Here is a 12,668-nt window from a genome sequence, read left to right as displayed (position 1 = left end):
GGTCTGGCCCCGGAACCCACACGGTCCCGGGGCCAAACCTTTATATACTGATGCTCGCAAGGCGAGCGAGCGGCCGACTACCGCGACGATGCCTAGGCTGGGTGATACGACACCCAGATACGATTTACGCAACGCGGTCGACGAGGCCAATCCCACAGTTTTTGGCAATCCACAGGTTGTCAAGCGCGCTGGCTTGTTTGCTACTCGCCCATTATGCTGGATGCGTTCATAGTTTTAATTCAAGATAGGTGCGGTCGAAGGGCCCGAAGAAAGTAGGAATTGTGGCAGATAGGTTTGACTCCTCGCAGCGTCGCGGACGTGGATCAAGGGGAGACGGCGGTTCATACTCTCGCGGCGATTCTTCTCGTGGACCGCGCCGTTTCAATTCTTCTGATCGACGTTCCTCGCGTGAAGGTGGGCAAGGTTTCGACCGTCAGGGACGCTTTTCCGATCGCGACCGTGGCAATTTTGATGGTCGTCGTTTTGATCGTGATGATCGTCGTGGGGGTGAGCGTTCCGATCGTTCGCGTTTTGATCGTGGTGATCAGCGCGATGGTCGTCGTTTTGACCGTTCTGAGCGTGATTTCCGTTCTTCTGATTCTCGTGAGCGTCGCTTTGACGGCGAGCGTTCGGGGCGTTTTGACAGGGATTCTCGCGACCGTCGCTTCTCAGGACGCGATGACCGCCGAGGGAGCCGTCGTTTTGATCGCGATGACCGTCGTGGGGGTGAGCGTTCCGATCGTTCGCGTTTTGATCGTGGCGATCAGCGCGATGGTCGCCGTTTTGACCGTTCTGAGCGCGATTTCCGTTCTTCTGATTCTCGTGAGCGTCGCTTTGACGGCGAGCGTTCGGGGCGTTTTGATAGGGATTCTCGCGACCGTCGCTTCTCAGGACGCGACGACCGCCGAGGCACAGGACGCGATTTCCGAGATACGAAGCGCAGCAGCGCACCTCGTTCGCGCGACGAATACACCGCACCCAACGGGGATGAACCGACTATCCCCGCCGGCGTATCAGCTGAAGAACTCGATAAAGATGCGTTGCGTTCCCTGGCAACGCTATCGGGGATCAACCGCGACATTGTCGCTCGACACCTTGTTATGGCCGGTCAGTTGATCGACCTCAATCCTGAGCTCGCATACAAGCACGCTAAAGCTGCAGCTTCTCGCGCAGGCCGTGTCGACGTTGTCCGTGAGGCCTCGGCGCTGACGGCCTACGCTGCAGGACACTACGAAGAAGCACTGCGTGAGGTGCGTGCGATGCGTCGCTTGCGCGGAGACCTCTCTTTGCGCGCCATTGAAGCCGACTGCGAACGCGGACTTGGGCGTCCTGAGCGAGCGATTGAAATCATTGACCAGACGGATACCTCTCAGCTCGACCTTGCAGAGCAGGTTGAGTTGGTTCTCGTCTCCTCAGGTGCGCGCGCAGATTTGGGGCAAAATGAAGTCGGCCTCGTTATTGTCGATGACGCGATTGCTGCTCTTGGCGAGGATGCTGATCCCGAGTTTCTTCGCCGCCTGATGTCGGTTCAGGCAGATCGTTTGCGCGAACTTGGCCGCGATGAGGAAGCTGATCAGGTTGAGGCAAACATTCCTGAAGAGGAAGAAGATCCCGACATTGTTGACGTTGGTCTTTTTGCCGATGCGGATGTCGATGATCGTCGTTCACCGCTGAAAGGCTCGAAGGGAGCGCTCTACACGAACTTTGACGCAGCTCTTCTGGATCTTGACGGTACTGCCTACTCTGGCAAGCTTCCTATCGAACACGCAGCTACGGCCGCTGAAGAAGCGCGCGAAGCCGGCCTGAAGATCGGTTTCGTAACGAACAATGCTTCGCGTACTCCCCTCACTGTTGCCGAACAGCTCAAGGAACTGGGCTTCAAAGCCGAGCCGAAGGACATCATGACCTCGGCGATGGATGTTATTGCTGTGATGAGCGAGCACCTCGACGAGGGAGCATCGGTATACGTGGTTGGTGGAGAAGGCTTGCGTCAAGCACTTTGCGAAGCCGGCTATGTTCTCGTTGACAGTGCTGACGAGGAACCCGCGGCGGTTGTTCAAGGCTTTGATGCCTCGGTGACCTGGGCTCAACTTACCGAGGCCGCCTTTGCCTTGCAGCGTGGCGCGCAGTATTTTGCGACGAACCTCGACGCAACACTCCCGCAGGAACGCGGATTCGCACTTGGAAATGGCGCGCTTGTGCGTGCGGTGAGCTACGCGACCCGGAAGCGCCCGGTTGCTGCAGGCAAGCCTGAACCCGGTATCTATCAGCGCGCTGCCGAGCTCCTTGATAGTGAGAATCCAATTGCAGTCGGAGACCGCCTCGAAACTGATATTCTCGGCGCTGTTGCGGCCGGAATCCCGGCACTGCATGTTCTTACCGGTGTCCACGACGCTCGCGCGGTAATTTGTGCGCCCAGGGGCCAGCGCCCCAGTTATCTCGCAATGGATATGCGCGGATTGCTTGAAGAACACCCGTCGCCGAAGCACCACGCAGATGGAACGTGGACCTGCGGCGTCTCGCAGGTCGCGCGCCTGCGACGCGACGGCCATCTGACCCTGGATGACGTTGAATTGCGTGAAGGCGCAGTCATCACGATCGATTCCTATCGTGCGCTTGCCGCTGCAGCGTGGGATTCTTCTTCCGATCTTGACGTGGTTTGCCCGACTGTGACGGTCGTTGCCAACGATGACCCCTCTGGTGTCTTCGAGGCGCTCGAAGAAGAAACTGTTGAGGCGCCTGTTTCTATTGCTGAACAGACTGCGGAAGGCGAAGAGGCGCTTGAGTTTCTTCCCGGCGAAGAAGACCTCCAAGAACTTCTCGCAGAGACCGCTGATCTTGAAGAGCAGGACGACTGATTATGCCGTCTGAACTGAGCGAGACGGGGAGTTCATCCTTGCCCGATAACTTCGATGAACTCCCAGTCGCGCAGCAGATCGAGTTGCTTGAACAGCTCGATCTGCGCCTTCGGCGCAAGCTTGAGGAGCGCATTGCCCCATGAAATTGCGTCGTATCGATTCAGAACTTGTTCGGCGGAACATGGTGCGCTCGCGTTCTCACGCACAAGAGTTGATTGCGCAGCGACGCGTCCTTCTTGACGGACAGGTTGTTGAAAAACCCGCACGTCAAATGGATCCGGCGCAGGCTTTGGTCATCACTCAAGGAGATGATCCGGACTACGTCTCTCGAGGCGCATTTAAGCTTGCGGGTGCCCTCGATGCCTTGGCAGATCGTGCACCTACTGTTGAAGGACGGCGATGCATGGACGCGGGGGCCTCGACTGGTGGCTTTACTGACGTCCTGCTTCGTCGAGGCGCGGCGAGTGTCGTTGCAGTTGATGTCGGATACGGTCAATTAGCTTGGCGTCTTCAAAGTGATCCCCGTGTGGAAGTCATGGACCGAACGAATGTACGGCTCATGAAAACGGGAGATATCGACCCAGCACCGCAGTTGGTCGTGGGGGATCTTTCATTTATTTCTTTGACCCTCGTGCTTCCTGCCCTGGTTGCTGTAGCGGATCCGCAAGCAGATTTCCTACTCATGGTTAAACCGCAATTCGAAATTGGTAAGGACCGTCTCGGAAGTGGTGGAGTGGTGCGGAATCTCGATCACCATCGAGAGACCATTGCGAAAGTAATCGAGTGCGCGCGAAATTTGGGCCTTGGGATCGCTGCCGTTGAGGCCTCGCCGCTTCCCGGACCTTCCGGAAACGTCGAGTATTTTGTTTATATGCGCGCTGACCATCCCAATGCTCTTGAAGAAGATCAAATTCCAGGAGCTATCGACAGAGCAGTCCTCGAGGGGCCTGCTGGACGCACGCGCGCGGCGAACTCTGCCCACGACACGCAGGAGGGATCGGCCTCGTGAAGAAAATTCTCTTAGTTCGCCACGTTCAACGCCCTGCTGCTATTGCAGCAACTGAAGTCGCAATGCGCGAGTTGGAACAGCTCGGTATCGCGGTTGTGAGCGAGGATCCGCTCAAATCAGAAGTAGCAGACGGCGATTCTCCCGAACTTGTTTTGGCGATGGGCGGCGATGGAACGATTCTTGCCGCGGCAGAAAGTGCTCGTCGCCACGACATTCCTCTTTTGGGAATTAACGCCGGCCATATGGGTTTCCTTGCCGAGGCCTCTCCCGAGTCGATACCGAAGCTCATGCATCGTCTTGCTACGGGTGATTTTGACGTTGAAAAGCGCTCAACACTTGATGTCTCCATCAAGCTTCCCGGCGATAACACCATCGAAGACTGGGCACTCAACGACGCAGTCGTGAAGCACACCGATCCAGCGCACCCGGTTCATCTGATTCTCGTTGTCGACGGACAGGATGTTTCTACTTACGGTGCTGACGGCATGATTTTGTCAACGCCGACCGGGTCAACGGCCTATTCCTTCTCTGCAGGCGGCCCGGTTGTCTGGCCAGATACTGAGGCTGTTGTCATTTCTCCGATTGCAGCGCACGGTCTCTTTACTCGTCCTCTTGTCGTCGGGCCTAGTTCAACAATCGAAGTATTCATCAATGAAGAGAATTGGAGCGCGCCGGAAGTGTGGTGTGATGGGCACCGGCGTACCGTGGCTCCTTCGGGAACATCTGTCATTGCCAAGGTTTCGGCGAACCCGGTTCGCTTGGTCCGGATGTCGCACACTCCTTTTTCTGAGCGCCTCGTGACTAGGTTTAACCTACCCGTGCGGGGGTGGAGAACTCCGGAGGGGAACGCTTCATGATCGAGTCATTGGACATCGACAACCTCGGCGTCATTGAAAGCGCACATGTTGACTTTGGCCCGCGCTTTACGGTGCTCACTGGGGAAACCGGTGCTGGTAAAACCATGGTGCTGACCTCGCTCAATCTTTTGCTGGGTGGGCGCGCCGACCCGCAGATGGTCCGCCGAGAAGGGGAGGACGAGAGCGCTGCACGGGCGAGCGTCGACGGTGTTTTTTCAGTTCCTCCATCGATCGCTCAAGAAATTGACGAGATGGGTGGGGCGGTTGATGACGGTCTTTTGTATGTCTCTCGTACCGTTCCATTGAACGGGCGTTCTCGGGCTGCCTTGGGCGGGCGCGCAATGCCGGCCTCAGCGCTGTCACGAATTGTTGGCTCTTTGGTGACGATTCACGGCCAATCTGATCAGCTGCGTCTGCGCTCGCAATCAGCTCAGCGAGACGCTTTGGACTCCTATGGAGATGCTCAGCATAAAGAATTGCTGGCCTCCTACGGGCATGCGTGGAAGAAAGCGGTGGAGATCGCCAATCGTCTTCGTGAGGTGCGCCGCTCAAGTAGCGAGCGGGAAGAAGAGATTGCCCGCCTGAGCCAGGCTCTGGAACTTTTCGATGCCCTCCGCCCACACGAAGGCGAAGAGGAAGAAATGGTTTCGCAGATCCAACGCCTGACGAATACGGAGGACCTGCGTCGCCATGTTGGAGCTTCGCTTGCCTTCTTAGAAGGAGACGAGGACACGGATGGGGTTATTGATCTCATTGGACGTGCGCTGGATTGCCTACGTACGGCGGCGCGTTTCGATCATTCGTTGACCGCTATCGGCCAGCGCTTTAAGCAATCCGCCCTTGAATTATCGGCAGTACGTGACGATCTTGCGCACTATCTCTCTACCGTCGAGGCCGATCCCGAAACACTAGCGGCACTACACGCCCGTCGTGCGTCTTTGCGCCAGTTGATGGAAGGACGAGCAGCAGATATTAGCGGACTTCTTGAATGGGAGAAGGAAGCTCGTGCTCGCTTGCAGGCGCTAACCGGTGAAGATGATGATCCCGAATCCCTTGAGCGGGCTTTAGCGCAGGCTCAAACAGCTGTTCTTGAATGCGGCAACAGACTCGCTGCGTCACGCCGACAACTTGGCGCGGAATTGAGTGCGAAAGTCACGAGTGAGCTTCACGCACTTTCGATGCCGGATGCGAATTTTACTGTGTCATGGGAGGAGCATTCGCCCTCATCCACCGGTTTGGAAGATCCGGTCATGCTTTTGCAACCCCACCCACAAGCCCCGCCACGCCCGCTTGGCGTGGGGGCATCCGGCGGTGAACTCTCGCGAGTCATGCTGGCTTTAGAAGTGCTTTTGGGTGAATCTGACTCCGATGTGACCTTTATTTTTGACGAGGTCGATTCTGGAATCGGCGGGAAAACCGCTGTAGAAGTGGGAGCCCGTCTTGCGCGTCTTGCTGAGCATCATCAAGTCGTTGTGGTCACCCACCTCGCGCAGGTCGCTGCTTATGCGGATCACCATCTTTTAATTGAGAAGAATGATGGACGTACCAGTATCCGCGTGCTCGAAGGAGAAGAGCGAGCTGGGGAGCTTGCGCGGATGATGAGTGGGGATGCGCACTCTGAGGCGGCGCGCCGGCATGCTTATGAACTCTTGGGGCTGGACATGCCACAATCGGAAGCGTGAGCCAAGAAAAATCAGGACTTTCAGGTAGCAGGAGTACCTCGGTTGAGGGCCGCGTATGGATTGCGCGCGATCTCCATCAGAAGATTCCGACAATTAATGAAGGCGATTTCCTGCTCATCGAAGATAACGATCTTACACAGGCAGATGCCGAACTCCTCATTGAAAGTGGCGTGCAGCTCGTCATCAATGCGGCGCTATCGGTCACTGGACGCGTGCGTAGCCGAGGCCCTCAGACACTGATCGATGCGGGTATCGTTCTCCTCGATGATTGTGGATCTGATGTCTGGGCGCTTAAAGACGGTGATTCGATTACAGTCAAGGGAACGGACATCCTACGAGAAGGCAAGCGAGTCGCTCAGGGGCACCGCTATGACTCGCTGAAGGATCTTCCCTCAGACATTCCTGACGCGGATCAGGCTCTCTCCGACCAACTTCAAGCTTTCGAGGCCTCGACCTCGACATTCTTGGAATATGAAGGTGCCGGCGTCCTACGAGGGGAGGGATACCCGGAGCTTGCGACGCAGGTTAGTGGCCGTCAGGTCCTGCTCGTCTGCGATTCCCCGCGTGCGAGCCAGCAGTTGCGTGATCTTGGCCAGTGGATTCGCGATACGCAACCGCTTGTGGTGGCAGTTGAAGGCGGCGCATTGCGCGCAAAGCGTGCGCATCTTAAACCCGCCATTATCGTTGGAGACATGACCGAGGTGCCTGACAAGATCATTCGTTCAGGTGCAGAGATTGTCGTTCCTCGTGCACATGAAGGAGATCAGGGGCGCGACCGTTTGAATCGTATGGGGATCGACTACCATCAGATCGATCTCAGTGCCTCGGCTCAAGATGTCGCAATTAGTCTTCTGAGCTTTATGGATCCCGCAGCGATTGTCGTCGCTGGCGATGCGCGCGAACTTGAGGACTACCTTGAACTGCCTCGTTCCGTCGTTACTCCCGCATTTTTGATTCGCTTGCGAGCTGGTGATTTGTTGATTCCAGCCCATGCAGTGAGTGCAACATACCGGAGTCGTATTCGAGGCGGATGGCTCTTCCTCCTTGCATGCGTGCTTTTCGCGTCGATGGGAGTGGCACTTTGGGCTACTCCGTGGGGGCATGACCTCTATATGAGTGTCTGGAATTGGATCTCGCAATTGTGGTCCCCGTCAAATTCTGCTAGTTCCGATCTAGTCCACTGGACTGAAACTGTCACGTTCTAAGGAAGAAAACATGGTCAACTTTCGCTATCACATCGTGTCTTTGATCGCGGTTTTTGTTGCACTGTGCTTGGGGGTTGTCCTGGGTGCAGGGCCGCTGCAATCGCGTATTTCTTCCGGTTTGACGCCCACTACCTCGACGGCCTCGTCAAATGAGGCACTGGCGCAGGCTCAGAACAATAGCAAAATTGAAGCTCGCGCTGTTGCAGAGCTCGCCCAGGGGCGCCTTGCAGGATCGCTCAACGGCGTTTCAGTTGCGATCGTGACTGTTCCTGGAAGTGATAGCTCAGATGTTGCTTCCATGCGAGATACGCTTGGAACTGCAGGCGCTCAGGTCGTTGGTGAGGTTGAGCTTACCAACACGTGGCTCAGCGCCGACTCTGCAACTTTCCGCAACACCCTTGCAACTCCTTTGGCTTCGCACCTGACCGGTCTTGCCGGTGATGCCGGTGCAGAGGCAGTCATCGGACAGGCGATCGTCACCTCTCTGACTCAGAGTGGATCTGAACCTGATCTTGTCAAGCAGATTCTTACCGGGGGAGATACTCCCGTTATGCGCATGACCAAGGATCCGCAGGGCGGCGCCCAGGCTATCGTTGTCGTCGCACCTCGTGGCAACACTAGTGCAAATACGCAGACGGCAGATCCTTCCTCGCTCGCATCACAGGCATCATGGGAAGGCCTGGCAAAGACTATTGGGAATGCGCCTGCCGGTGGCCTCATCTTGGGTGATGCCTCGACTGATCGTTCTACTCTCACAGCTCTGCGTCGCGGGAATGTTCCGGCAACAACCGTTGATCAAGTCGGAACTACGCAGGGAACAATTTCGGCGGTTTTGGCGCTGAAAGATGCCCACTCAAGCGCACGTTCCTTCGGTGTCGGTAGCGGCGCAAGTGCAATTTTCCCTCCGGCCCAGTGAGGAATGACCATGACTGAGATTCGTGACCAACACGTTCCCGTTCAGACTCTTTCGTCGCGCGAGGTTTTTTCTGGAAAGGTTTTCGGTATTCAGCGCGACGAATTAGTCCTGAATGAAGCACAGGAACCGATCCTTCGCGAGTACATGTCTCATCCGGGGGCGGTCGTTATCGTCGCTCTTCGCGGTGACGGGGGAGAAGAAGAGATTCTCCTCGAACGTCAGTACCGTCACCCGGTCGGCGCCAAGCTATGGGAAGTACCGGCTGGACTCCTCGACATTCCGGGAGAAGACCCGCTGGTTGGAGCTCAGCGAGAACTCGCCGAAGAGGCTGATCTTGTTGCGAAGCAATGGGATGTTCTCCTGGATATCTTTAATTCCCCGGGCTGCTCGTCGGAATCGATCCGTATTTTCCTCGCACGCGAGCTCTCACAGACACAGACTCCCTTCGATCGAGAAGATGAAGAGGCTGATTTCGAATATCAGTGGGTCAAGCTCGATGATGCCGTCACTGCGGCATTGCAGGGGCGTTTGCACAACGCCTCGACGGTCTGCGCTGTTCTTGCAACCGAAGCAGCACGCAGGCGCGGATGGGAACTCAGAGGGGTATCATCCCCTTGGCTTCGATAGATTCAGGACCTTCGGCCCAAATTCTGTGACATGAGTCGCCTGTTCTACCGGGTATTTCGCAACGAAAATGTTGCTTAAAGAGCGTATGATTTTCCTGAGATTCAAGAGTTGTGAATGTAGATTCGCTTGGAGGGCAGCGTGGAAATCAGTGATGCGCGCACCCGGCAGCAGGTGCGTGATCTTGTTGTCGAAAAGGGGCCCGTCACAGCATCAACGATTGCACGGATCCTTGGGTTGACAACCGCTGCGGTGCGCAGGCACCTGACGATTCTGCTTTCCGACAGTGAGATTGCAGAGCATGAGTTTGCTCAGGTTGGTCGCCGCGGCAGGGGACGTCCGGCCCGTCATTACGTCGCAACCGCGCGTGCTCACGAAAAGCTTTCCGATAGCTACTCTGACCTGGCCGTCAAGGCATTGGGTTATCTCGGGCAAGTTGGTGGGGGAGAAGCCATTGACTCTTTTGCTGCCGCTCGTTCGCGCGAAATTGAAAGGCGCTACGCCTCGACTGTTCGCGAAGCTGGACATGACCCTCGCTTGCGCGCTCAAGCGCTTGCTGACGCCCTTACTGCTGATGGCTACGCTGCAACAGTGCGAGAGATCGGCGGAGGTGGATTCGCTGTGCAACTGTGTCAAGGCCACTGCCCAATCCGGCAAGTTGCCGGTGATTTTCCGCAGCTCTGCGAGGCTGAAACTGCCGCTTTCTCGCGACTACTCAATGTTCATGTCCAACGACTTGCAACCCTTGCAGGCGGAGAACATGTGTGTACGACCCACATTCCTGTGGCAACGCCCGTGATCTCACCCGCAGCGCGAGCCGCTCTTCGCAAGTAGCTCGCACTCCAGAAATAACCGAATTGACGAGGAAAAATATGACCCAGTCACCACCGGTCACCGACGCAACTACTCTGAGTGACGATGAGATCATCAGTTCCATCGGCGCCTATGAGTATGGGTGGCACGATAACGATGACTATTCGAAAGACGTCCCTCTTGGGATTAACGAGTCGGTCGTTCGTTATATCTCCGATGTAAAGGATGAACCTCAGTGGATGCGTGAACGCCGCCTCAAGGCGTTGGAACTCTTCGAACGCAAGCCGATGCCCACGTGGGGTCCGGATTTGTCGCACGTTGATTTCGATGCATTCAAGTACTACGTGCGTCCGACTGATCGTCAGGTTAATGACTGGGAAGACCTTCCTGAAGAAATTCGCGATACCTACGATCGTCTGGGCATTCCAGAAGCCGAAAAGAACCGCCTTGTTTCGGGCGTTGCGGCTCAGTATGAGTCCGAGGTCGTCTACCAGCAGATTCAAGAAGATCTTGAACGTCAAGGTGTGATTTTCACGGACACAGACACCGGCCTGCGTGAACATCCCGAAATCTTCGAAGAGTATTTCGGTAAGTGTGTTCCTTCCGGTGACAACAAGTTCTCTGCACTCAACACAGCTGCGTGGTCGGGTGGATCTTTCGTTTACGTTCCGCCGGGTGTCCACGTGAACATTCCTCTGCAGGCCTACTTCCGCATTAACACTCAGGCAATGGGACAGTTCGAACGAACGCTCATCATCGCGGACGAGGGTTCTTACGTCCACTATGTTGAGGGTTGTACCGCTCCGATTTATGACGAGAATTCCTTGCACTCCGGTGTTATCGAGATTTTCGTCAAGAGGGGCGCTCGCGTTCGCTACACGACGGTTCAGAACTGGTCGACTAACGTCCTTAACTTGGTGACTCAGCGTGCCATGGTTGAAGAGGGCGGAACCATGGAATGGGTTGACGGCAATATGGGTGCCGCCATCACTATGAAGTACCCGGCATGCTTCCTCATGGGTGAACATGCCCGCGGCGAGACCCTGTCGATCGGCTTTGCCGGTCCCGGGCAGCAGCAAGATACAGGCGCAAAGATGGTGCACATGGCGCCGCATACGTCTTCCTCGATCGTCTCAAAGTCGGTCTCTCGCGGCGGTGGGCGTACCTCCTACCGTGGCCTCGTGCAAATCAATGCACGAGCACGTCATTCCAAGTCGAATGTTCTGTGTGATGCACTTTTGGTCGACAAGGTTTCGCGTACCGATACCTACCCCTATGTCGACGTGCGCACGGACGACGTTGAAATGGGACATGAGGCAACGGTCTCTAAGGTGTCTGCGGACCAGCTTTTCTATCTGATGAGCCGCGGCTTGGATGAGAACGAGGCCATGGCGACCATCGTGCGCGGCTTTGTTGAGCCGATTGCCAAGGAACTTCCTATGGAATACGCCCTTGAATTAAACCGACTTATTGAATTGCAGATGGAAGGATCTGTTGGCTGATGACGACCCAAGAGACCATGGCCCGTCCGCATTCTCATGGAGCGGGAGCCCCGGTGGCACATTCCTCGCGTGGGGATCGCCCGACCTCGTTTTCGCTGAGCGATATCGCCGTCCCTCACGGACGTGAAGAGGACTGGCGTTTTACTCCAATGCGTCGCATTGAGAAACTCTTCGAAACTCAGAACTTTGAGTCTGAATCTTTGGGTGTGCGTATCGATGCTCCCGAAGAGGTCCTTGTTGAAGAAGTTGCTCGTGATGATCAACGTCTTGGTAGCGTGCTTGCGCCCGGAGACCGTACTTCGGTTGTGGCATGGAACGCCTTCACAAGCGCACAGATTGTTACGGTTCCGAAGAAGACCGAGCTATCGGCTCCGATCATGATTGACATTGATGGAGACGAGGCGACTCGAGTCCAGCATCTAGCCCTTCGCGTCGAGTCGCAATCGGTCGCCACCATTGTCATGAATCATCGAGGCGGCGGGCATGGCGCGCTCAATCAGACCGTTGAGATCGAGGCAGGTGACGCCTCGGACCTTACGATCGTTTCCATTCAAGAATGGGATGATGAATTCCTGCACGCCTCCAACCACCGTATTGCGATCGGACGCGACGCGAAGGTCCGTCACATCATCGTGACCTTGGGTGGCGACTTAGTGCGTATCTGCTCCGACACCGATTACCGAGGCCCCGGCGGCGAGCTCACCATGCTCGGCCTGTACTTCGTTGATTCGGGTCAGCACTTGGAACACCGAGTATTCGTTGATCATTCGCAGCCTAATTGCTACTCTCGCGTGACCTACAAGGGTGCGTTGCAAGGGAAAGACGCTCACTCGGTGTGGATCGGGGACTGCCTCATTCGTGAAGCTGCCGATGGAACCGATACCTACGAGCTCAACCGCAATCTTGTGCTCAGTGAAGGTGCGAAGGCAGACTCTGTCCCGAACCTGGAGATCGAGAACGGTGAAATCATCGGAGCAGGCCACGCCTCGGCAACGGGACGCTTCGATGATGAACAACTCTTCTATCTCATGAGCCGCGGAATTGCCGAGGCCGATGCGCGTCGTCTGGTCGTGCGAGGCTTCTTTGCCGAACTCATTGAGCAAATCGGCGTGCCCCAGGTGCAGGAACACCTGATGAACGCCATCGAAAAGGAACTGGAACGCGCCGCTCTTGGCGCCTGAGGCTACACGACAGTAGTACGA

11 protein-coding genes are annotated in these 12,668 nt (G+C 56.2%); all 11 read left to right on the top strand.

Annotated features, from left to right (window positions below):
- Positions 1-281 precede the first annotated feature (281 nt).
- The 11 genes from ACWNMW_RS06485 (at position 282) to sufD (ending at position 12,647) form a co-directional block, all read left to right on the top strand.
- Entirely contained in the window at positions 282-2,858 is a 2,577-nt protein-coding gene (locus ACWNMW_RS06485; protein ID WP_449490399.1) for an HAD-IIA family hydrolase, read from the top strand.
- Positions 2,859-2,860: 2 nt separating this feature from the next.
- Positions 2,861-3,001: a hypothetical protein gene (locus tag ACWNMW_RS06480; RefSeq protein WP_449490398.1), complete on the top strand. Its 141-nt coding sequence runs from the start codon at positions 2,861-2,863 to the stop codon at positions 2,999-3,001.
- On the top strand, positions 2,998-3,867 hold the full coding sequence (locus ACWNMW_RS06475; protein WP_295895357.1) for a TlyA family RNA methyltransferase: 870 nt from the start codon (positions 2,998-3,000) through the stop codon (positions 3,865-3,867). Before ACWNMW_RS06480 ends, ACWNMW_RS06475 begins: the two co-directional genes overlap by 4 nt.
- Positions 3,864-4,724: an NAD kinase gene (locus tag ACWNMW_RS06470; RefSeq protein WP_449490397.1), complete on the top strand. Its 861-nt coding sequence runs from the start codon at positions 3,864-3,866 to the stop codon at positions 4,722-4,724. Before ACWNMW_RS06475 ends, ACWNMW_RS06470 begins: the two co-directional genes overlap by 4 nt.
- Positions 4,721-6,406, top strand: a complete 1,686-nt coding sequence (gene recN, locus ACWNMW_RS06465) for a DNA repair protein RecN (protein WP_449490396.1) — start codon at positions 4,721-4,723, stop codon at positions 6,404-6,406. Before ACWNMW_RS06470 ends, recN begins: the two co-directional genes overlap by 4 nt.
- Positions 6,403-7,611: a putative cytokinetic ring protein SteA gene (gene steA / locus ACWNMW_RS06460; RefSeq protein ID WP_449490395.1), complete on the top strand. Its 1,209-nt coding sequence runs from the start codon at positions 6,403-6,405 to the stop codon at positions 7,609-7,611. Before recN ends, steA begins: the two co-directional genes overlap by 4 nt.
- A gap of 10 nt (positions 7,612-7,621) precedes the next feature.
- Positions 7,622-8,527: a copper transporter gene (locus tag ACWNMW_RS06455; RefSeq protein ID WP_034503562.1), complete on the top strand. Its 906-nt coding sequence runs from the start codon at positions 7,622-7,624 to the stop codon at positions 8,525-8,527.
- Between the two features lie 9 nt (positions 8,528-8,536).
- Positions 8,537-9,154 (top strand): NUDIX domain-containing protein, encoded by a 618-nt coding sequence (locus tag ACWNMW_RS06450; protein ID WP_299060651.1) that lies wholly within the window; start codon positions 8,537-8,539, stop codon positions 9,152-9,154.
- Between the two features lie 138 nt (positions 9,155-9,292).
- Positions 9,293-9,985 carry a helix-turn-helix transcriptional regulator gene (locus tag ACWNMW_RS06445; protein WP_034503557.1) on the top strand — a complete coding sequence of 231 codons (693 nt, stop codon included), beginning with the start codon at positions 9,293-9,295 and terminating at the stop codon, positions 9,983-9,985.
- A gap of 38 nt (positions 9,986-10,023) precedes the next feature.
- Positions 10,024-11,466: a Fe-S cluster assembly protein SufB gene (sufB, locus tag ACWNMW_RS06440; protein WP_034503555.1), complete on the top strand. Its 1,443-nt coding sequence runs from the start codon at positions 10,024-10,026 to the stop codon at positions 11,464-11,466.
- Positions 11,466-12,647 (top strand): Fe-S cluster assembly protein SufD, encoded by a 1,182-nt coding sequence (gene sufD, locus ACWNMW_RS06435; RefSeq protein ID WP_449490394.1) that lies wholly within the window; start codon positions 11,466-11,468, stop codon positions 12,645-12,647. The genes sufB and sufD overlap by 1 nt, the downstream gene beginning before the upstream one ends.
- Positions 12,648-12,668 lie beyond the last annotated feature (21 nt).

The sequence above is a fragment of the Actinomyces sp. Marseille-QA0893 genome (genome assembly GCF_976954355.1).
This window is presented reverse-complemented; position numbering and strand designations above follow the sequence as displayed.